The sequence below is a fragment of the Lactobacillus kefiranofaciens genome (genome assembly GCF_900103655.1).
GTDB lineage: Bacteria > Bacillota > Bacilli > Lactobacillales > Lactobacillaceae > Lactobacillus > Lactobacillus kefiranofaciens.
The window spans coordinates 153149-175994 of sequence record NZ_FMXC01000001.1 but is presented as its reverse complement, the minus strand read 5'-3'; the positions used below and the strand labels follow the sequence as shown (position 1 = coordinate 175994).

Below are 22846 nucleotides of genomic sequence, written 5' to 3'. Positions count from 1 at the left end.
AGAGTAGGTTTAATCAAATTTTAGCATTTTTTCAGGTTTATTTGGTCACTATTTGCTATAATCGTCACAGAAAGTAGGTTTTTATTTTTATGAGTAGAACTGAACCTGTAACTTTAACTAATATGTGTATGATTAAAAAAAGGGATAAAATCTTAGTTCTCAATCGAACTGATCCGATTTGGCCAGGACTTACCTTCCCTGGCGGGCATGTAGAAGCCTACGAATCTTTCAATGATTCAGTCATTCGAGAAGTTAAAGAGGAAACTGGATTAGATATTACTAAACCTAAACTTGTAGGAATTAAACAATTCTATGATCGAAATGATCAACGCTATCTAGTTTTCTTTTATATTGCAACTCATTTTACTGGTAAAATAAAAGAATCGAACGAAGGTAAACTAAATTGGATGACGCAAGATGAATTAAAGCATCATCAATTAGCATATAATTTTGATCATGATTTACCTGTCTTTTTTAATTCTAGTATTAGTGAGCACATGCTTGACGGAAAACGAGATGAATTATTTTAATGAAAAAAGCAGAAAGCAAACTATCACTATGTATTGCATTAATTGCCATTATCCTCTTTGCGTCAATTCCCTTATGGCACATTGATTTAAATTCTGCCAGAACACAGACGCATGTAGTCAAAAAGAAAAAAACTAAGAAAAGGGAAATCCACCAGGTGACTTGGGGCTATCCTTTCAAACGTTTATATGAAAAAAAGATCAAATTTAAATCTGGACAAAAATTTGGTCAAACAGACGTTATTAGACGTTACTATCCCACCAAGAGCTATTTTCATGACGGCTATGACCTCGGTTTTAGTGAAGTTGGCCACTCTACAGTTTATGCCGTTCACGCTGGGACAGTCCACCGAGTAAAATACGCTCCCAGTTTAGGCCTATACGTTTGGGTAATTTCTGATGATGGCTACGTTGAAATTTATCAAGAAGGCTTTCTGAGTATTACGGATATTTATGTTAAAAAAGGTCAAAAAGTTAAGTTAGGTCAAAAGATTGGTAAACTTACAGGCTCACACATTCATCTAGGGATTACCAAAACTGATAAAGACTACATTGATAAGAAACACGATCATACTCCATGCAAATATTATTGGAAAGATAATGGCACTTGGCTTAATCCAATGAAGATTATTGAAAATGATTTGCGTAAAGCTGGTAAAGACCCAATTCAATAAGAAAAAGAGCTAGGCAAACTTATGCTTAGCTCTTTTAGTATATTGAAAATTAATCCATAAAATCATGTAATTGACTCGAACGACTCGGATGACGCAATTTACGTAATGCCTTAGCTTCAATCTGACGAATACGTTCACGCGTTACGCCAAATACCTTACCCACTTCTTCCAAAGTACGAGTACGACCATCATCTAGACCAAAACGCAAACGTAAGACATTTTCTTCACGGTCAGTTAAAGTCTCAAGTACTTGCTCTAGTTGCTCTTTCAACATCTCATAAGAAGCATGTTGCTCTGGACTAGTTGCTTCCTTATCTTCGATAAAGTCTCCTAAGTGAGAATCATCTTCTTCACCAATAGGGGTCTCCAAGGAAACAGGTTCTTGTGCAATCTTTAAAATATCCCGCACTTTATTAGTTGGCATATTCATTTCAGCACCAATTTCCTCTGGAGTTGGTTCACGACCCAAATCTTGCAACAATTGACGTTGAATTCTGATCAACTTATTAATGGTTTCTACCATGTGAACAGGGATTCTAATCGTACGAGCTTGATCGGCAATTGCACGAGTAATAGCCTGTCTAATCCACCAAGTTGCATAAGTTGAGAATTTAAAGCCAAGACGATAGTCAAATTTATCTACCGCCTTCATCAACCCCATGTTACCTTCTTGAATTAAATCAAGAAAAGACATCCCACGACCTACATAACGCTTAGCAATAGAAACTACTAAACGAAGGTTAGCTTCAGCTAATTCTTGCTTAGCTTCTTCATCTCCGTTTTCAATTCTTTTAGCAAGCGAAATTTCTTGATCAGCTGTAAGTAGAGGTACACGTCCAATTTCCTTCAAGTACATCCGAACGGGATCATTCATTCGAACGCTTGAAGGAGCAGACATATCCTTTAATTCTTCTTTTTCAACATCTTTTTGTTTCTTTAAGGCTAACTTCGAAGGTTCACCTTTCTCGTCAACAATACTGATTCTGTTATCTTCAAACTCTTGAACCAGTTGATCAACAGCCTTACCTTGTAAGTTATACGGCTTAATCAGACGAGCAGTGAAATCCTTTTCAGTAATTGACTTGTCCTTTTTAACGTCTTTTACAACTTTTTTAACCATCTTATTCAAAGATAGTTTTTGTGTAGTTCCCTTTTCTGCCACTAAAAAGCCTCCTTATTAACCTAAGATTCTCTTCAACTCAATAATCTTTTGAGTAATCTTTATTATTTCAAGTCCATCCTGTTTGCGCTTGGCATCCTGTAATTGATTTTGGAGCTCATTCAGCTTGGAATAAATGCTGCGTGTTTGAATAGCTCTGATATACTCATTGATTTCTTGAACTGTACAATCTTTTGGTATATGTGTTGCTTCAGCATCTACTATTATACCTTGAAGTTGGTCTGGAATAAAATCTAAGAAACCGGCAATTTGTAAATTATCATGAGTTTCTTGATATTTTAACCAAAGTTGAGCTAAACTTTCAAAATTATCATTAGGGAAATGAAAATCATGCTCTAATAAATACTTTTGTGCGCTTGTTGAATGAATAAAAAAATATAATAAACGAGTTTGACTTGGATGTTTATTTGCTTCAGTTTGCGGTGTAGTTAATTTTTCAGAAATAGGTGGTGTATTATCGACTAACTCATCTGAATAGTTACGTCTTATATGATTACGCGCTCGATTATTACGTCTTCGCTCACGCGCTAAATTCGCCTTTAATGAATCAATTGAAACGCCAGCAGATCTAGCTAACCTTTCAACATACATATCCTGTTCAACAGGATTTCGTACCTGACTAATTTCTTTAATCGCTTCAGCCAAATAAGTAATTTTTTCACGATCATTATCGAGATTATATTTTTGTGCTAACCTCTTTAAGAAAAAGTCAGTCGGTGTTAAGGCACCACTTACTTCTTCTTGATATTTCTTAGTCCCGTACTTTTTAACATATTCATCAGGGTCAAGATTTTCTGGTAAAACAACAATTCCTAAATTGAAATTACCATCCTTATTGAACATTCTAGCCGCACGCTCTTCTGCATGGACACCTGGGTCATCACCATCATAATTAACAATAATATTAGGCGTAATTCTTCTAAGCATATAAACTTGATCATCAGTTAAACTTGTACCCATGGATGCAATACCTGCTTTAATACCCGCTTTATATGCAGCAATAACGTCCATATAACCTTCATAAAGAACAAGGTGTCCTTCACTACGCGCTGCCTTTCGAGCTTCCGCAAAATGAAATAATACCTTAGATTTAGTAAAAATAGGGGTCTCAGGACTATTCATATACTTAGCTTCAGATTTATCATTTGAAATTCGACGTCCAGAAAAACCAATGGTTCTACCATGCTCATTGTCCAATGGAAACATCAATCGATCGCGAAAACGATCAAACAGGCGACCATCTTTAGCTTGAACAAACAAACCACTTTCCGCCAAATCATCATCTTGATAACCTTTTCCACGCAAGTAGGTGATTAAAACGTTGTCTTCCTTAGGAGCGTAACCTATTTTAAAATGCTCTAAAATGTCATTATTTAATTCACGTTTTTGAGCATATTGCATTCCTCTTTCTCCAGCTTTAGTAGTTAGTAATACTCGGTGATAAAAATCAACCGCTTCTTGCTGAATTTTCAACAAAGGGCTAAGCTTGCCACTAACTGGATTATCACCAAATCCTGCTGGCATTGGAATATGTGCGAATTCTGCAACTCGTTGAACGCTCTCAGGAAAAGTTAACCCATCCTTATACATTAGGAATTTAAAAACATTGCCGCCTTTACCACAACCAAAGCATTTAAAAAATTGCCGGTCTTCATTTACAGTAAACGATGGCGTTTTTTCTTGATGAAAAGGGCAAAGACCAATATAGTCTTTGCCTTTCTTTTCAAGTGAAACGTATTGGCTGATCACATCGACAATATTGACGTTACTGCGAACTTCAGAAATAAAATCCTCCGGAATTCGTCCAGCCACATGAATCACCTTTTCTATCTAAATTACTTAATAACTAGTTTACTCAAATCACCTAAACGATCAGCTAATTCACTAACAACAGATAACTGAGCTAAACGATTATTTTTAACATTCTCATCTTTAGCCATAATCATATTAGTATCGAAGTATTGATCAATTACTGGTTGTAATTGAACGAAGCCTTGGTACAAATCTGCTAGATCTTCAATATCCTGCAAGTTTTGTACTCCAACATAGAGTTCTTTTTCACTGTTGTCATCAAATAGACTTTCATCAACTTCAATGCCACCCTTGAATTTAGCTTTCTTTAAAATATTATCAATTCTAGTCAAGCTTTCAACGACTGGCTTAAATTCATCATCATCATGATGAAGTTGCAATACATTGGCTGCAGCTAAGATTTGACTTGGATCTTGTTGACTTGAAGCAAGAACAGCATCAATAATATCATATTTGAATTTATTCTTTTGTAAGTATTGCTTTACACGATCACGAATAAAGTCCGCAATTTCTTGGTCGGCATCACCCTTAGGCAACTTAGCTGGGGTTACGCCATTAAGCATCTTAATAATTTCTGGTAACACTTCATTAAATGGCAATGACCACTTTTCATTAAGCAAAATTCTAACAATACCGTAAGCATAACGACGAAGTGCATATGGATCATTAGATGAAGTAGGAATCATTCCTGCACCAAAGAAAGTGACAATTGTGTCAATCTTATCAGCAATTGACAAAAGTGAGCCAACCGTAGTCGTTGGCAATTCGCCTTCAGCAGTCGTTGGCATGTAATGTTCCTTAATAGCTACTGCTACATCTTCATTTTCCCCTGCAAGACGTGCATAATGCATCCCCATCACACCTTGGAGTTCCGCAAATTCACCAACCATTTGTGTAACTAAGTCAAACTTGTAAAGTTCACTTGCACGATCAAAGTCAGTAATTACACTTTCAGGCAAATTCCAACGCTTAGCAAGGTAATCACCGATCATACGTACACGTTGCATCTTTTCAGCCATTGACCCAATCTTATCATGGAATGAAACATTCTTTAAACGATCAACAAAATGACTTAATGGATACTTACGATCTTCATCATAGAAGAATTGAGCATCATCTAGACGTGCAACCAAGACTTTTTCGTTACCAGAAATAACATTATCAAGATAATCCTTGTTACCATTACGAACAGCAATAAAGTGATTGATTAACTTGCCATTTTCATCGTAAACTTCAAAATATCGTTGATTATCTTTCATTGAAGTAATTAATACTTCATCAGGAATATTTAAGTACTTTTTATCAAATGAGCCAGCAAAAACAGTTGGATATTCAACCAAGTAGGTTACTTCTTCAAGTAAGTCACGGTCTGGCTTAATTTCCCAATTATTTTGCTTAACCAATTCATTCATTTGGTTAACGATCATATCTTTACGCTCTTCAGCGTCCGCAATAACGTATTGATCCTTCAATGCATCTTCATAATCATCAGCGTTAGCCAAAACAACTGAATCACCTAAAAAGCGATGTCCCTCAGTCTTACGACCTGCAGTAATATCCAAAATCTTAACTGGAATTACATCATTGCCAAATAATGAAACAAGCCAATGAATTGGGCGAACAAACTCAAAATCATTAGAATCCCAGCGCATCTTAGTTGGGAAGGTCATTGCCTTAACGATGTCACTCATGCCAAGTAAAATATCGCTAGCCTTTTTACCTTCTTTTTGCACATGAACATAAGCATATTCGGTGCCTTTAAGCTCTTCAAAATAAATATCATCAGTAGTCATTCCTTGGCCGCGAGCAAAACCTTGTGCAGCTTTAGTCCAATTACCATCTTTATCTTGAGCAATCTTCTTAGCAGGACCTTTTTTAACTTCATCGATGTCATCTTGCTTTTCTGCTAAGTCTTCAACTAAGATAGTTAAACGACGTGGAGTTGAAAAGGTCTTGATATCTTTAAACTTCAAGCCATTTTCTTTTAAAAATTTTCTAGTTCTGTCAGCTAATTGCTTAACGCTGCGTGGCACAACGTGAGCTGGCATTTCTTCAGTACCAATTTCAAATAAATAATCTTTAGCCATTTTCTACCCCCGCCTTCTTATCTTCTGCGCTTTTAAGCAATGGAAAGCCACGCTTTTCACGTTCTTCAACAAACTTAACAGCAACTTCATGGGCCAGGTTTCTAATTCTTGACAAGTAACCTGCACGTTCCGTTACTGATACAGCGCCACGTGCATCAAGCAAATTAAATGTATGAGAGCATTTTAAAATGTAGTCATATGCTGGATGAACAAGATTCTTATCTAATAGACGCTTAGCAGTTGATTCATAAATGTCAAAGAACTTAAGCAATTGCTCTTGATCAGATTCTTCAAAGGCATATTTAGAGTGTTCATATTCAGGTTGCTTAAATATATCGCGGTATAAAACACCGTTACCCCATTCAAGATCAAAAACTGAGTTGACATCTTGAATGTAAGAAGCAAGTCTTTCAACACCATAAGTAATTTCACTCATAGTTGGCTTAACGTCCAATTCACCGACAACTTGGAAGTAGGTAAACTGGCTGACTTCCATACCGTCAAGCCATACTTCCCAACCAACACCGGCACAACCCATTGATGGATTAGCCCAGTTATCTTCTACGAAACGAATATCGTGTTCCAAAGGATCGATACCTAATACCTTCAAACTATCTAAGTAATATTGTTGAATATCCTTAGGAGCTGGCTTAATAACAACTTGGAATTGGTGGTGTTGGAATAACCGGTTAGGGTTTTTACCATAACGTCCATCTGCAGGTCTTCTTGAAGGCTCTACATAGCAAGCTGCCCATGGTTCTGGACCAACTGCACGAAGAAATGTGTAAGGACTCATCGTACCTGCACCCTTCTCCACATCATATGAAGGCATAATCATACAACCTTTGGAGGACCAGAATTGTTCCAGCTTAAAGATCATATTTTGAATGTTTAATTTCTTATCTGCCATTTTCCTTAATTCTCCTCCTGCGCTAGGCCATAAAAAAAGCCTATGCAAAATTTTGCATAGGGACGAAATATCTCGCGGTTCCACCCTAATTCAGGAAGTGTTCTTCCTGCACCTTAATTGAACATGGCTAGAGGGGCCTTTTCCTAGGTGTCCTCTCATCAAACGACACTCGCTGAACTAGTACTTTTCTAAATCCTCATCACTGCCAAATACGCTTTTTATTTTAACACAGGAATTAGGGATAAACCAGATTTTTACTCAACTAAAATAGCTTTAATTCATCTAAAAACTTTTTCGTTTTAAGATTCAAATCAATTGTCGCACCATATATTCGATCAATTGCCTTACGAGTAGCTTTTTTAGTTTCTTCACTTATTTTAATAGTTCCTAATCGTTCAATTGGCAATAATCCAATTGTCCTTAGGACCGCTGTTTCTTTAGGCTTCAAATGCATCCTGCTAGTTATCACACCAAAATGATCATTGCAAATAACGCCACCCATTTTAATAGAATAATCAAAGATTCCTTTTTCTTTGCCGCAAATAACACAATGAGCTAATTGCGGTTCTACTCCATACGCGCTTAATAGTTTCATTTGTACAATTTGAGTAATCATTTCGCTATCAACGCCATCATTTATTTTCTTCAGGGCAAACATGGCTAAGTCGTAATATCTACCTAATGGTTGGTATTCGACAAACGCATGATCAATTAAATCAAAAATAAAAGAAGCATAAGCATTCTTAGTTAAATCTTGATATAAACCATCGAATTGCTTTACTTCTTTATACGTACGCAGATTGCTTAAACCATGACCGTTAGTATAAATGACATAGGTTCCTGCCGAAAAATTTATCGTTGCTGCACTTAGGCGTGACTTGGGTCGAAGCGCGCCCTTGACAATTAACGTGATAATGCCATCATTTTTAGTCATGATTTTAGCTAATAAATCTGCTTCTTTATATTTTTGCCTTTTAAAAATAATACCCTGAACTTCTTTAAGTTCACGTACCATCTAATTAAGTTCCTTCTGATCGTAGCCAATTAATTTCAAAAAGCTTGGATCTGAGCGCCAGTTATGTTGAACTTTAACCCAGAGCCGCAAATTGACTTTTTCACCTAGTAAATGTTCTATTTCTTTACGAGAATTAATGCCAATTTGTTTTAGCATTTTACCAGCTTTTCCAATGATAATGCCCTTTTGACCATCTTTTTCAACATAGATGGTCGCTTCAATCAATAATTTACCATTTTGGTGTTTATTCATTTGATCAACGGCAACTGCAGTAGCATGTGGTACTTCTTGCGAAGTAAGCCGTAAAATCTGTTCACGAATTAGTTCTGCAACTACAAAATATTCTGGACGATCTGTGATCTGATCAGCCCCATAATATTGTGGTCCCTCTGGCAAATATTGCTTAATCGTTTTGAGCAGATCCTCAATACCAATTCCTTGAGTGGCCGAGATTGGTAGTATCTCCTTAAAGCCATCCAACTTGTTATAAGAATCTATAATTGGCAGAAGCTTATTAGGATGAATTTGATCAACCTTATTAATTACTAGAAATACAGGAACTGTGACTTCTTTGAGCAAGCTAGCAATATATTGATCACCCTTGCCAATATCTTCTGGCTCAACCATGAATAAAACTAAATCAACATCATTTAAACTAGAAAGACTAGCTTTATCCATGTAATCATCAAGCTTAGAATGTGGTTTAAAAATACCAGGTGTATCAACAAACACTACTTGCATTTGATCGGAAGTATATATGCCTGAAATGCGATTGCGCGTGGTCTGAGGCTTACTCGAAGTAATTGCTACTTTTTGACCAACTAAATAATTCATCAAGGTTGACTTTCCTACATTTGGTCGACCAACCAAGGCTACAAAGCCAGATTTAAATTTATTTTCTTTCATTATTTACCTCTGCCTTCATCTAATTGATCAGGATAAAGCGGCAAGCCATAATCCTCAAGCACCTTACCTTGAATACCAAACATTTCCTTTGCTTCCTTAGGATCAATGTGATCGTATCCATTCAGGTGTAAGAAGCCATGGACAACCGTATATCCAAACTCTCGATTAAAGCCCGTACCATACTCCTTGCTATGACGCTTAATTACGCTAGGACACATGAACAAGTCTCCAATATCTTCTTGAAAATCGGGATCATTTTCGAAAGACGCCATATCAATTGAATCCTCACCATCTTCAATTGCAAAAGAAATAACGTCTGTCGGACGATCTTTATCACGATATTTCAAGTTAATCTCATGACTGCGATCTTCATCGACAAAATTAATACTCATTTCTAAGTTATTTTCTTTGCCAATTTCTTTTTTTGCTAAAAGCAAAAGCTTCATAATCCAGTCTTGCCAGTTACGCTTCTTATCATCTAAAAAGCCAACTTCATCATTATAAGTAATCTCAATTGGATCCATCTTTAGTGTTTAATGTCCTCTTTTTTCATAAGCAGTAATAATCTTAGCAACTACAGGATGACGTACAACGTCTTGAGCAGAAAAATTAATGAATTTGATTTGATCGATATTTTTCAAAATATGTCTAACATCAATTAAACCGCTATGCTGTCGTCCCGGTAAATCGACTTGAGTCATATCTCCATTCACGACCATCTTGGAATTAAAGCCAAGACGAGTCAAAAACATCTTCATCTGCGAATCTGTAGTATTTTGAGCTTCATCTAGAATTACAAAAGCATCATCTAATGTCCGTCCACGCATATAAGCCAACGGAGCGACTTCAATTACACCTCGTTCCATTAAACGATCAGTCGTATTGTTGCCAAGAATAGCGTATAAAGAATCATAAATTGGTCTCAAATATGGATCAACTTTTTCCTTCAAATCTCCAGGTAAAAATCCAAGTGACTCACCAGCCTCTACAGCCGGTCTAGTTAAAATAATTCTAGAAACCTCACCTTTTTTGAAAGCCGCAATTGCACAGACAACTGCCAAGAAAGTCTTACCAGTACCAGCTGGTCCTATTCCAAAAACAACGTCTGATTTATTAATGGCTTCAACGTAACGCTTTTGACCCATATTTTTCACTCTGATCGGTCTACCTTTAGCATCCCGAATCAAAACCTTCTTATACAGATCTGCAAAGTATTCAGTCGTACCCTTGTCTGCCATTTTCATTGCGCTGACAGTGTCGGGCGCACCAACGTTAACGCCGGTATTCACAACACTGTCTAATGCTTTTAAAACAGCAACAGTTTTCTTGATCTTTGCCTCATCATCACCTGCAATAACAATTTCATTACCGGTATCTGATACAGACAAATCGTAGCCTTCAGAAAGAAGCTTTAGATTTTCATCATTAACTCCAACTAATTTTTGAATATTATCTGGCTTTTGAGGTATAAAAGTTGTTTGAGCCAAAAAGACCCGCTCCTTCTTGTTACTAATTCAGCTGATCACGCACTGCTTGTGAAGCAGCTTTACCATCAGCACGTCCCTTAATTTTAGGCATTAGGGCTTTCATCACCTTACCGAAATCGGACTTGCCTTTGGCACCAACTTCATCAATCGTTTCCTTAACGGCAGATTCAAGTTCATCCTTGCTCATTTGCTTAGGCATGTACTTTTCAACTACTGCTAATTCTTTCTTAGTTTCCTCAGCCAAATCATCGCGTTTAGCTTTAGCAAACTCAGCGATTGATTCTTCTCTTTGCTTCTTCTCACGATTAAGAACTGTTAATTCTTCATCCGGTGTTAAGTCGTGACCTGCCTTGATTTTTTCATTCATCAAAGCCGACTTAATCATCCGAACAGTATTAAGAGTAGTCTTATCGTGATTCTTCATAGCTGATTTCATATCAGCCATGATTTTATCTGACAAACTCACTTTGTGCATCCTTCCTTCCATTAGAAATCCAATCATATTATAGCAAACAATCCGTTATTTGTTTTATTTAAACCGAAATAAAAAACTTATGATTAGTATTCTTAATTGATAATCAAGCAAAACATACTAACCTAGTGTTGGATCGTGAATCGACGGATTCATGATCTGGCACTTTTTGTTTAAAATAGAAAGTGAAAATAAAGCAAATAAAGTCTTCGCTTTTTTCAACACTTGATGTCGTAAGCAAAACGGACTGCTTTACCGCCTATTTATAAGTCTCTTCGAAGTCTGTGGGCACTTGATGCCGAGTTCAGAAAATGAGAACTAGTAGGTTGATAAAACTATTTATCTTCACTTGGAGGTTAGAATGATGAAACAAAATATTATCTTTGGCATTGATGTTAGCAGTAAATCTTCTACAGTTTGTGTAGTAATCGATCGTGTTAAGCAAGGCAAAACTTTTAAGATTACTAATGATTCATTCGGCTATCAGGAGCTGCTGGATCATTTAAATCAATACTTGATCACGCCTTTAGTTGTTTTTGAAGCTACGGGTGTTTATTCGCTTAGTCTGCAGGCTTTTTTAGAGGATTATCATATTAAGTACTTGAAGCTTAATCCTTTAAAAGCTAAAAAGCTGATGGACAACAATTTACGCCATAATAAAACCGATAAGGTGGATGCTTATCGCTTAGCTTTAATTCAATTTAATGCGCCACAGAAGCTGCGTCAGCCGCAATCTAGAGAGTACCATGAACTACAAAATGCAAGTCGCTATTATGAAGAACTTACCCGAGCCTTAGTGGTTAATAAGAACCAGCTTCATCGCAATTTGCAGTCAACCTTTCCTCAGCTAGAAAGTCTGCTTTCAGTCCCGTCTGGCAGAGTTTACTGGACAATTGCCAGTCTGTTTCCACATGCTCAATATGTCTTGAATCGCAATGAAACTCAAGTCTTTCAAAGTCTGTTAGCCATTTCAAGCATTGGCAGACAAAGAGCACAATACTTAACGACTAGACTCTATGCTTTAGCCAGACAAGCATATCCGTACGACACTGAAAAAAGTATTACTATTCGCGCAATTCAGCGTAACATTGCCAATCTGCTTTCTTTAAGTACGGAAAGAAATAATGTGATTAATTACATGGAGAAATTAGTCTTACAGCTAAACGCACGGTCTTTAACTATCTATGAAAGTATTCCTGGTATCGCCAAAACTACTGCAGTTAGATTAGTAGCAGAATTGGGAAACTTAAGACGCTTTGATACCTCAGCTCAAATTGATGCTTTCGTTGGTATTGATCCAGGAAGATATCAATCAGGTGAAAAAGACAGTCATTTAGGCATCACTAAGCATGGCAATCATATTGCCAGAAAAATTCTTTATCGAACGATTACTCAAATGGAGACGACAAAGACTACCCAGCCTTGTCATATCACTGATTACTATGATAAGAAAAAACGATCTTCAAATAGCCAAGGCTATAAGAAGATCGCCATTGCATCAGTCCACAAACTGATACGCACAATGTTTGCTCTTATCAAACATGATCAATTGTATGATTACAACATAGCCACAGATAATCAAAGACTTTAGTTGAAATCAAATGATCAGTTTCAGTATAACAGTCTATGAAAAAACTACAAGACATCATAGGCTTCTTTGTGATACTTGTGTTTCCTATCACATCTTGTTATGTTTTTATCTGGCCTTATTCGCACCACTATAACAAGCAAAAAATTCTTTTTAAACTACTGATAACCCTTGACTTTGGGTAGAAAACAAAAAGCCTACCCATTTCTGGGCAAGCTCCTTGCAGACATTATTAATAATGTCTACGCTTACGTGCAGCTTCTGACTTCAACTTTCTACGAACACTAGGTTTTTCGTAGAATTCGCGCTTGCGGTATTCTTGTAAAGTACCACTTCTAGAAACGGAACGCTTGAAACGACGAAGAGCATCATCAATAGACTCGTTTTCGTGAACGATTGTCTTAGCCATGTGTGATCCCTCCTTCCATTTCTTGGCGTTACGCCATACATTTATTTAAATTATACCAAACTAATCTTTTGGGTCAATGCATTTTCTAATATTTTTTAAAAAAGTTTCTAGATTTTTCCCACTTTTAGATTGATTATGTTTTAGTTGTTAATCCGCTTTCATTAATAGTATAATTTATCTAAAAGAAAGAGGTACTAACATATGGCAGAAACAAATAACAAAGAATTAAATATTATCATCATTTCCGATGCTGCTGCAGCTGCTGCACAATTTCCTGATGCAAAGATCAACTATCGTCGTTATCCATTTATTACTGATCAAAAGAAATTAAACGAAGTTTTCCAGGAAATTGAAAAATACCCTAACCTCGTAATTATTTACAGTTTAGTCAAAGATGAAATGCAAATGCCCATTATAAAATTTGCACGCGAGCATCAAATCCAATGTGTTGATATACTTTCACCAATAGTAGAAGCAATTCAACAAATAACTCATTTAAAACCTAACCAAAAGATTGGTGCACAACACAGTTTGAATAAAAAATACTTTGACCGAATTTCTGCAATGGAATTCGCCGTAATGTACGATGATGGTAAAGATCCTAAAGGCTTCCTTGAAGCAGACGTTGTTTTGTTAGGTGTATCAAGAACTTCTAAGACACCACTTTCGTTATTCTTAGCTAACAAGAACTTGAAGGTGGCCAACTTACCACTTGTTCCAGAAACCCATATTCCAAAGGAAATTTATGAAATTGATCCTAAGAAGATTATCGGTTTGACTAATGACCCATCTGTTTTAAACGAAATTAGACGTCAAAGAATGATTTCTTATGGACTAAATCCAGATACTGCCTACTCCAATATGGATTCAATTAACAAAGAGCTTGAATCAGCACAAAAATTGTATAAGGAACTTGGCTGCTATGTCATCAACGTAGCTCACCGTTCAATTGAAGAAACCGCTGCTCTTATTCTAGAACACCTAGGAATCGACAATCAAGCTAACTAATCTAAAGTAAAATAATTAATCAATCATACGAAGGACTAAAAAATAAAATTTTAGTCCTTTTTTGCTGACTTTTTGTTATTTAGTCCTTTTTTGCTGACTTTTTGTTAGTAGAAACGTTTTTGTAACTGTCTCGTAAAATAAGTGCGTTACAATGGTCTAGGTCAATTGATAGAGAGAAGATATATCAGGCACATCCTGATTAATATAGATATATGAAATTATGCAAACCAATTATTGCTTTATTAAGTGCAGTTTTAGTAGGTTCAAGCTTAAACATGACTAGTGCAGTCGCCTCAGCCGATACCATTGACGAAGCAACTACACTAATTACTGAAAAAATTAAGGACAACAAATGGGTTTACCCATTTAAGGCGTGTGACAAATACGGTGTCCGACCAATGTCCAATGCTCAAACTTTTGGAATGACCGACTATTTACGTTCAGTTAATCCGCCTTCTTATTTTCATGATGGCTGGGATTTTGGTCATTCGGAAGTTGGCTACTCACCTGTATACGCTATTCATGCCGGTAAAGTTAAAAAAGTTGCTTATGGTAGCGGACTAGGCTGGTTCATTTGGGTAATTAGCCCAGATAAATATGTAGAAATTTATCAAGAGGGTTTTAATAAAAAGAGTGACATCTACGTTAAAAAGGGCTAAAAGATCAAGGCTGGTCAAAAAATTGGTCGTTTAACTGGTTCTCACCTTCACTTAGGCGTCACTAAGACTACCAAAAAGTACATCAACAAACATGGCTTTCCTTGCAATAACTGGAACGTTAATAACGGCACGTGGTTAAACCCAATTAATGTCATTAAAAAGCATTATAAAAAGTAATTAAATTGTATTTTCAATAGTAAACAAAAACGCGTTGGATTAACCAGCGCGTTTTTTGGATTATACAATTTCTTGTTCTTTAAACCGCCCGTATACTTTTTCAACTTCACCAACACTCATGAAAGCGTAAGGATCAGCTTGTTGAACGATTTGCCTAATGTCATACATATCGTATCTATCGATAATCGTAATTAACACAGTTTTTTCAATGTGACTGTATGCACCCTCAGCATCATGTAGAATCGTAATTCCACGGTGCATTCGATTTTGAATGCCGTCGATAATATGTTGCGGATGTTGCGTTACAATCATTACCTGCATTTTTTGATGTTGCGTGTAAACTGCATCGATCACACGCCCGTTAATAAAAATAGTTAAGGCTGAATAAAGGGCACGTGTCCAACCGAACATAAATCCAGCGGCAGCAATGATAATTAAGTTAATAAAGATATTAAACTTAGCATAACTAATGCCAGTTTTCTGTCTAATTACAATTCCTAAAATATCAAGTCCACCAGTCGAAATACCATTTTTTAAAGCTAGGCCAGTTCCGATCCCGTTAATTGATGCACCAAAGATTGCACAAACTACCGGATCAAGATGCATCTGCCATGGCTGAATTGCATGCATCATAATCGAACCCAAGGCAACGGCAACAATGGTAAAGAATGTAAACTTATGACCAATTTTAAACCATGCCAAAATAAACAGAGGAAAATTCAAGGCAAAATACATCAATGAAGTTGATAAAGTAAAAGGCAAAAATCTCTCACTGACAGTGTTAATCAACTGCGCAAACCCTGTAATTCCTGATGAATACATGTGCCCTGGCGTCCAAAAGAAGTTCAAGGCAATAGCGACTGCAATCGAATAGAAGAATGCGGCAGACAATTTAGAAATAAAATTATAACGCCTGTTGAATTTGTCTAATTGATCCATAATATATCAATCCTCAATCAAATACACTTTTGTGAACATGTTAAGTTTAACAAAAGTTAAGAGCAGGACCAATAGAAAAAGTCTATTTCTTCCAGTGTTTTTTAATAAAGTCAGTGCGACCCCCTGCTTCTTCAAGAGCATATCTTGCTGGATCTTTTTTATAAAACTCTTGATGATATTCCTCTGCTGGATAAAATGGCTGTGCTTTTTCAATTTTGGTAACAATCGGTTGATCAAAACGACCACTATTAGCTAAATCCGCTTTAGATTTTTCTGCTGCTTTCTTTTGAGCTTCAGAGTTATAGAAGATTACAGGACGGTAATTGTCACCACGATCTTGAAATTGTCCCATTGCATCAGTTGGATCCGTTACTTGCCAATAATAGTCTAATAGCTTTTCATAGGAAATTTTATTTGGATCATAGATAATTTCTACTGCTTCAGTATGACCGGTTTTACCAGTACATACTTCTTGATAAGTAGGATTAGCAACGTGTCCACCAGTATAACCTGAAATCACTTTTTCCACGCCGTCTACTGTATCAAATGGTTCCACCATGCACCAAAAACAACCGCCGGCAAAGATAGCCGTATCATATTGGGCTTTTGCCTTGGTATCAATGGCTTTAACTTGCTTGTTATTCTCTGTCATTCTTGGTAAATCCTCCATTTTCTTTGAATTTTCCTGCTTATCGATATTATACAACGTATCTCATAAATTTCTAATAATATAACTTAAATGTTTAATAATAAAAATTATGTAAAGTATCCTTTGACCTCAATAAACGCTATAATGCATAAAAAGAAAGGTGAATCTACATGAGTTCATATTACACATTAGTTTGGCGTGAGAATGAATTAAAGTCTTATTCAACTGATAAGCTTAACTATATTTTTAACACAATTAACCATCCCTTCCCAGTTAGATATCGTCAATTTTACCCTAACCGTATTGAATGGCAAAAAGCTGTCAATCATCATCAAGCGACTATTAAAAAAGTTAAAAATATAATTAGCACGCGTCATGATGCACATGCCGTTCGTAAAATTTGGCTGAAAAAGCATCACCAGCAAAATATTAACCAAGCTGGTTACACTGCTGAACAATTAGCAAATAAGTTACCCTATATGGCTAATCAACTAGGTGCCTTTATGGAGATCGAAGACATTGAGATCAAATACTTTGACGATGAATTAAAGCCACGTTATGATCTGACTGATTTTCAGGATATTAATACTGAAAATTATGCTAATAGTGGCTTTACACAAAACGGCATAACTAAAGTGGCTTTTTTAAAACTATATCCCAAGATTAAGTCTAAAGAACTAGACAAAATTTTAGATATTGCTAATTGTGAACTTGAAACAGACGATGATAAAGAAATTATTCCTTACTGGTATGCTGTGAATGCTAAAAGAGTATTAGTTGATGGCGATTCATTCGCTGAAGCATTTGATGAATAAATTCAAAAACGACTCAAAACAGAGTCGTTTTCTTAATCTATAATTTGTACACCATACTCATCAGGCTGCAGGATAACCGTTTTGTCTTTCAAGTCATGTTTCTTAAGCCCGGATAAAAATCCATTCACATGTTCTGATTCAATCCAAGTCATGATTGTCGAGCCCGCACCACTAAGGTAAGTTGCTAGACCATGCTTTTGATGAGCAACTTCACGTACTTGTAACAATTCTGGTACTAGCCTTTCTCGATATGGTTCATGAAACGCATCTTGCTCCATTAACTCACCTGCAAGATTATATTTTTGAGCAAACAAGCTTGCAACAAAAGTATTAGCAATCGCTGAACCGTGAGTTGCCGTTTTAAAGTTTAACTCCTTTGGTAAAACTGCACGAGCCTTTTTAGTTGGCAAATTATAGTTAGGTACATATGCAACTAATGTATACGGTGGCAATGGTGCGCTAACTGCATCAAAATGATGCCCTACTTCTGTTCCTACGACTAAACCGCCCAAGATTGTTGGGGCCATATTATCTGGGTGACCTTCAATTTTTGCCCCAATTTGAACTTTTTCCTCATTAGATAACCCTAATTTGCCAAAATAATCAGCTAGCTCAATCCCTGCAGCAATTGCACTAGAACTGCTTCCTAAGCCATGAGCTAATGGAATATCGCTTTTAACATTAATGTGCAATGGCTTTAATCCAGGATAAACCTGTAGAGCCGTTTGAATAATTAAATTATTTTCATCATGAGGAATACCCTTCATAACGTGATCAACTTGGAAGCGGTCTGCTACGCCCATAACCTCTACTTCCAAATATAGAGAAACTGCCATCCCCACCGAATCAAAACCTGGTCCTAAATTTGCCGTTGAAGCCGGTACTTTAATAATCATATTATTCCTTCTTTACTGCAAAATCTTATAGTTAGCCCGTAAGTATGAATCTTGAATAGCCAAATCCTGTAATTGCCGTCGACTAATATCTTCCGTTACAACTACTGTCTTCTTGTCTATTCGCTTAATCTCTCTAATTGGAATTTCTAACTTAGATAGTAACTTACTCAGCGCGAATAAAGTCTCTTCAGCCTCAAAAGATAAATAATAAGGATATTTTACATCCTCTGAAGAAGTGAGCTTCATTATTCTGGAGAAGTTACTAAAGGGTCTACCATTAATCTGTTTGACAAAATTGCTAGTTTCGGCAATCACATCGCTCATAACTGAATTAGCAGTAGCAGAACTACCTGCTCCTGGACCAGTAAAAATTGCTGTTCCCAAGCTCTGACTCTTAATCTGCAATGCATTAAGCTCATTTTTAATATGAGCCATAATGGCGTTCTCAGGTAAAAGACAAGGAGCTACTTCTACAAACAATTTACCAGCAATATTCTTGGCGATACCGATTAACTTAATTACGTAGCCCATCCGGCTAGCTTGTCTAATATCAAAATCTTGCAAGTTATTGATACCCTCAATAGTAAAATCATTAATGCCGATCTTGGTACCAAAAGCAAATTTACTTAAAATAACAATCTTATAAGCTGCATCTTTACCTGTAACATCATTAGTGGGATCAGCTTCAGCAAAACCTAACTGCTGTGCCATCTTCAATGCAGCCTCATAGCTTAAGCCTTTCTCACTCATCTGCGACAAAATATAGTTAGTCGTACCATTGATAATTCCCTGAATCTCGGAAATAATGTCGCTAGCATAAGAGGTGCTCAACGTACGTAAAATGGGGATCCCGCCAGCTACACTAGCATCATACATTAAATCGCACTGCTGGTTAGCCGCTAAAGAAATTAATTCTGAACCAAAAGTTGCCATTAAATCCTTATTAGCTGTAACCACATTCTTACCAGCTTTCAGAGCTGCGGTAATGTATTCCTTAGCTGGATGCAACCCACCCATTAATTCAACCACAATCTTAATCTCAGAATCATGCAGAATCTCATCAAAACTCGTAGTTAATTCAACTTCATTAGCTAAATTCTGATGCTTAGCGGGATTACGTACTAAGGCCTTCTTAATTACAATCTCTTCTCCGCTTGTTTGTTTAATTTTTTTCTGATTATTTTTAATAATTTTTAAAACACCGGAGCCTACGGTTCCTAAACCAAGTAATGCGATTTTGATTGCCATTGTACTATTCCTCTTTTTAATGATTTTCTTATTTTTATGATTGTACCACAGGGACAAAACAAGTTACAATAGTTAATATATTTATATTTCAAATAAGATAGGAAGATTATTTATGCAATATCGTAGTACTCGCGGTTCCAAAAATCAGACTTTAAATTCACCCGCTGCAATTATTCAAGGATTGGCCCCAGACGGCGGTTTATACGTACCGGTAAAGTTTCCAAAAGCTGATTTTAAATTAGAAGACTTACCTAAACTTTCTTATAAACAAATTGCCGCTATGATTATTAGTTTATTTTTCGATGATTTTTCAAAAGAGCAAATTAAATCCGCAGTTATTAATGCTTACAGTGAACAATGGGATGATCGTAGTATTGTGCCAATTGAAAAGCATGACCATAACTTCTACATGGAGCTCTTTCATGGTCCTACATTAGCTTTTAAAGACATCGCCTTGCAAATGCTGCCACAGTTAATGACACGTGCTGTCCAAATTGAACAGACTGATCATAAAATTATTATCTTGACGGCTACTTCTGGAGACACCGGAACTGCTTCAATGCGTGGTTTTGCTAACCAAGCAGGAACAGATGTGATTGTCTTCTATCCTGAAGGCGGTGTTAGTCCAGTTCAATTAAAGCAAATGCTCAGCCAACGTGGCAAAAATTTGCAGGCTATTGCTATTAAAGGCAACTTCGATGATGCTCAAACCGAAGTCAAAAAAATCTTTAATGATGAGCACTTCAAAATGCGACTTATTCAAAATGATTTTCAATTCTCTTCTGCCAATTCCATGAATATTGGTCGTTTAGTGCCACAAATCTCTTATTATCTCTACACTTACGGGCAATTAGTTCGTCGGCAAGAAATTAAATTAGGCGACGAGGTAAACTTTACAGTCCCCACTGGCAACTTTGGTGATATTTTAGCTGGCTACTATGCCAAAAAATTGGGTTTGCCAATAAAAAAACTAATTTGCGCCTCTAATGAAAACAATGTCCTAACCGATTTCTTCGAGAACGGCGTTTATGACAAGCGGCGTAAATTCCATGTGACTAATGCACCTGCAATGGATATTTTGGTTTCCAGCAACCTGGAAAGATTATTGTTTGATCTTTATGATGAAAACAACCAGCAAATTGCTAGTCTAATGAATCAATTAACCCAGCGCGGTCATTATCAAATAGATAAGCAGATCTTCACCCAATTAAAGCATATCTTTTCTGCTGGCTTCGCCACTCAAAAGCAAGTCCAAGCAGAAATTAAACGGATTTATAATTATGATCGCTATGTCATCGATCCACATACCGCAGTCGGCTCTTATGTTGCTCACCAATATCAAAAACAAACTAGTGACACCACTAAAATGATAATCATCTCTACTGCTAGTCCTTATAAGTTTCCTGAAACCGTCTATGAGGCTATTACTGGTCGTGAATGTCCTCAAACTGGCATCCCAGCTATTAAGAAATTACATGAGAAACTTGGGGGTCAATTAGCAATCGGCGTACGTGCTTTGTCTGACCGCGAACCTCATGCGGAAAAGATAATCGAACCAGCCGATATGGAAAAGATGATTAGTACTATTTTAAATTTGAAATAATTTAAAAGGGGATAAATATGAAAGTTGTAAAATTTGGTGGATCTTCCTTAGCTAGTGGCAATAATGTTGATAAGGCACTCAATATTATTAAAAGTGATCCAGACCGTAAAATTATTGTGGTTTCCGCTCCTGGGAAAAGAAATGCCGCTGATATTAAGGTAACTGATTTATTAATTACTTATGCCTACACTAGCTTAAGAAGCAACAACTATGACAATATTGCTAACAAAATTTTTAAGCGCTATGAATTAATCGCACAATATTTCGATCTACCCGAAAAAGAATTGGCGGAGATTAAGCGACTTTTATTTGCTTTACCTAAGCTTGACTATCCTAACGCGGACTATCGCATGGCTACCTTTAAAGCTCATGGTGAAAGACTTAACGCAATGCTAACAGCAAAGATTCTACAACATCAAGGAATCAAAGCGCGCTTTTTAGAGCCTAAAGATGTTGGCTTAATCGTCACCGGCACGCCTAACAATGCAGAGGTCAATCCAGAAACTTATATTAATTTAAAGCGGATTCAGCTCCAAACGGATGAGCGAATCATTTTCCCTGGCTTCTACGGTATCACTCCATCCGGACATATCGCTACCTTCTCGCGTGGTGGATCTGATATTACAGGTGCAATTTTGGCTCGCGGCTTCAATGTGGATTTATATGAAAATTTTACGGATGTTGACGCGATCTTCTCCGCCAATCCCAGCATTATCGATCACCCTAAACCAATCAAAAAGATGACCTATCAAGAAATGCGAGAATTATCTTATGCTGGCTTCTCCGTTTTTCATGATGAGGCGTTAATTCCTGCAATTCAAGGTGAAATTCCAGTTAATGTTAAAAATACGAACGCTCCTGAAAAGCCTGGTACCTTAATTGTCCCTGAAGATAACTTTGTTCCTCAAAGAACAATTACCGGTATTGCTGGCGGAAAGAATTTTGCCGCCTTGTACTTGAGAAAATACATGCTTAACAAGGGATCTGGTTTCACATTAAAGTTAATGGAAATCTTCAATAAGCATCACGTCTCATATGAACATATGCCTTCTGGAATTGACGACTTAACGATTATCTTCAAAAAAGATGCCTTAAGTGATCAACTAATTGATGTAATCTGTAATGAGATTCAAACTAGTCTTAATCCAGATCAAATGCAATGGATCGATGATTATGCTATTACCATGGTAGTAGGTGAAGGAATGAAGGACAAACTGACGCTCTGTGCTAGTATCCTCTACCCTTTGGGTAAAAAGAACATCTCCATTCAGATGATCAATCAAGGGGCATCACAAATCTCAATTATGATCGGCACAAGACGCCAAGATGAAGAAGCAGTGATTAAAACTATCTATGATAATTTCAATGCATAAGCATAATTTAACATAATAATTATTATATGAATCAATTGCACATAAAACAAAAAAGCTCAAAAATGAGCTTTTTTAGATTGAATTAATTTATTGATTATTTACTATCAACCAATGTCTTCAACATTAGACTTGACTCTAACTATATTTTACTTGCTTAATTCTACTTTGCCTAGCTTTATTTTCTTAATCAATCCCTAAACATTTATCTAAAAATTCTTAATAATTGCTTGTTATAGTTTAAACATTCAATGGAAAGGATATGTATATCGATGATCATTCTACTCTTAATCGCTTTACTAATTACCGGCTTAGTAGCCATTACTTTAGCTTTAAGCAAGCTTCCTACAATTAAGCCAATTCCTGTAAAAATAAGAAGATCTCATAATTATCATAATTAATAACGACGTTTAAA

The 22846-nt window shown here is 36.4% G+C and carries 21 protein-coding genes and 1 pseudogene; 8 read left to right on the top strand and 14 right to left on the bottom strand.

Going from position 1 to position 22846, the window contains the following annotated elements; genetic code table 11:
• Positions 1–89 precede the first annotated feature (89 nt).
• Positions 90–530, top strand: a complete 441-nt coding sequence (locus BLP58_RS00875) for an 8-oxo-dGTP diphosphatase (RefSeq protein WP_013853982.1) — start codon at positions 90–92, stop codon at positions 528–530.
• On the top strand, positions 530–1201 hold the full coding sequence (locus BLP58_RS00870; protein WP_013853981.1) for a M23 family metallopeptidase: 672 nt from the start codon (positions 530–532) through the stop codon (positions 1199–1201). The genes BLP58_RS00875 and BLP58_RS00870 overlap by 1 nt, the downstream gene beginning before the upstream one ends.
• Before the next feature lie 49 nt (positions 1202–1250).
• Here the strand turns inward: BLP58_RS00870 and rpoD are convergent, their stop codons facing one another.
• From rpoD to BLP58_RS00825, 9 genes are all read right to left on the bottom strand, one after another.
• Positions 1251–2363, bottom strand: a complete 1113-nt coding sequence (gene rpoD / locus BLP58_RS00865) for an RNA polymerase sigma factor RpoD (protein WP_013853980.1) — start codon at positions 2361–2363, stop codon at positions 1251–1253.
• Between the two features lie 15 nt (positions 2364–2378).
• Entirely contained in the window at positions 2379–4193 is a 1815-nt protein-coding gene (gene dnaG, locus BLP58_RS00860; RefSeq protein ID WP_013853979.1) for a DNA primase, read from the bottom strand.
• Positions 4194–4216: 23 nt separating this feature from the next.
• Positions 4217–6280 (bottom strand): glycine--tRNA ligase subunit beta, encoded by a 2064-nt coding sequence (glyS, locus tag BLP58_RS00855; protein WP_025084068.1) that lies wholly within the window; start codon positions 6278–6280, stop codon positions 4217–4219.
• Positions 6273–7190, bottom strand: coding sequence for a glycine--tRNA ligase subunit alpha (gene glyQ / locus BLP58_RS00850; RefSeq protein WP_013853977.1), 918 nt, complete (start codon positions 7188–7190; stop codon positions 6273–6275). The genes glyS and glyQ overlap by 8 nt, the downstream gene beginning before the upstream one ends.
• 262 nt (positions 7191–7452) lie before the next feature.
• Complete coding sequence (gene recO, locus BLP58_RS00845; RefSeq protein WP_013853976.1) at positions 7453–8205, bottom strand: DNA repair protein RecO; 753 nt, start codon at positions 8203–8205, stop codon at positions 7453–7455.
• The gene (gene era / locus BLP58_RS00840; protein WP_013853975.1) at positions 8206–9111 is read right to left on the bottom strand and encodes a GTPase Era; all 906 of its coding nucleotides are present in this window, start codon (positions 9109–9111) and stop codon (positions 8206–8208) included.
• On the bottom strand, positions 9111–9635 hold the full coding sequence (gene ybeY / locus BLP58_RS00835; RefSeq protein WP_013853974.1) for an rRNA maturation RNase YbeY: 525 nt from the start codon (positions 9633–9635) through the stop codon (positions 9111–9113). The genes era and ybeY overlap by 1 nt, the downstream gene beginning before the upstream one ends.
• Positions 9636–9644: 9 nt before the next feature.
• Positions 9645–10598, bottom strand: a complete 954-nt coding sequence (locus BLP58_RS00830) for a PhoH family protein (protein WP_013853973.1) — start codon at positions 10596–10598, stop codon at positions 9645–9647.
• Positions 10599–10620: 22 nt separating this feature from the next.
• The gene (locus BLP58_RS00825; protein WP_013853972.1) at positions 10621–11064 is read right to left on the bottom strand and encodes a GatB/YqeY domain-containing protein; all 444 of its coding nucleotides are present in this window, start codon (positions 11062–11064) and stop codon (positions 10621–10623) included.
• A 367-nt stretch (positions 11065–11431) separates the two neighbouring features.
• Here BLP58_RS00825 and BLP58_RS00820 point away from each other — a divergent pair, with 367 nt between their 5' ends.
• Positions 11432–12661, top strand: coding sequence for an IS110 family RNA-guided transposase (locus BLP58_RS00820; RefSeq protein ID WP_013853971.1), 1230 nt, complete (start codon positions 11432–11434; stop codon positions 12659–12661).
• A 229-nt stretch (positions 12662–12890) separates the two neighbouring features.
• Here the strand turns inward: BLP58_RS00820 and rpsU are convergent, their stop codons facing one another.
• Positions 12891–13067, bottom strand: coding sequence for a 30S ribosomal protein S21 (rpsU, locus tag BLP58_RS00815; protein WP_002880182.1), 177 nt, complete (start codon positions 13065–13067; stop codon positions 12891–12893).
• 201 nt (positions 13068–13268) lie between these two features.
• Between rpsU and BLP58_RS00810 the strand changes: the two genes are divergently transcribed.
• Together BLP58_RS00810 and BLP58_RS00805 are read left to right on the top strand one after the other, a co-directional pair.
• A complete protein-coding gene (locus BLP58_RS00810; protein WP_025084066.1) occupies positions 13269–14075 on the top strand; it encodes a pyruvate, water dikinase regulatory protein in 807 nt (268 codons plus the stop codon).
• A gap of 212 nt (positions 14076–14287) precedes the next feature.
• A pseudogene (locus BLP58_RS00805) lies at positions 14288–14911 on the top strand (M23 family metallopeptidase).
• 60 nt (positions 14912–14971) lie between these two features.
• Here BLP58_RS00805 and BLP58_RS00800 read toward each other — a convergent pair.
• Positions 14972–15850 carry a YitT family protein gene (locus BLP58_RS00800; protein WP_025084065.1) on the bottom strand — a complete coding sequence of 293 codons (879 nt, stop codon included), beginning with the start codon at positions 15848–15850 and terminating at the stop codon, positions 14972–14974.
• Positions 15851–15932: 82 nt separating this feature from the next.
• Positions 15933–16502 (bottom strand): peptide-methionine (S)-S-oxide reductase MsrA, encoded by a 570-nt coding sequence (gene msrA / locus BLP58_RS00795; protein WP_041817213.1) that lies wholly within the window; start codon positions 16500–16502, stop codon positions 15933–15935.
• A 167-nt stretch (positions 16503–16669) separates the two neighbouring features.
• Here msrA and BLP58_RS00790 point away from each other — a divergent pair, with 167 nt between their 5' ends.
• Positions 16670–17314 (top strand): hypothetical protein, encoded by a 645-nt coding sequence (locus BLP58_RS00790; protein WP_013853966.1) that lies wholly within the window; start codon positions 16670–16672, stop codon positions 17312–17314.
• Between the two features lie 32 nt (positions 17315–17346).
• Here BLP58_RS00790 and thrB read toward each other — a convergent pair whose 3' ends face one another.
• Both thrB and BLP58_RS00780 read right to left on the bottom strand, forming a co-directional pair.
• Positions 17347–18210 (bottom strand): homoserine kinase, encoded by an 864-nt coding sequence (gene thrB / locus BLP58_RS00785; RefSeq protein ID WP_013853965.1) that lies wholly within the window; start codon positions 18208–18210, stop codon positions 17347–17349.
• A gap of 12 nt (positions 18211–18222) precedes the next feature.
• Complete coding sequence (locus BLP58_RS00780) at positions 18223–19458, bottom strand: homoserine dehydrogenase (protein WP_013853964.1); 1236 nt, start codon at positions 19456–19458, stop codon at positions 18223–18225.
• A 112-nt stretch (positions 19459–19570) separates the two neighbouring features.
• Here BLP58_RS00780 and thrC point away from each other — a divergent pair, with 112 nt between their 5' ends.
• Both thrC and BLP58_RS00770 read left to right on the top strand, forming a co-directional pair.
• Entirely contained in the window at positions 19571–21061 is a 1491-nt protein-coding gene (thrC, locus tag BLP58_RS00775; protein ID WP_013853963.1) for a threonine synthase, read from the top strand.
• Between the two features lie 17 nt (positions 21062–21078).
• Positions 21079–22434 carry an aspartate kinase gene (locus BLP58_RS00770; protein ID WP_013853962.1) on the top strand — a complete coding sequence of 452 codons (1356 nt, stop codon included), beginning with the start codon at positions 21079–21081 and terminating at the stop codon, positions 22432–22434.
• Positions 22435–22846 lie beyond the last annotated feature (412 nt).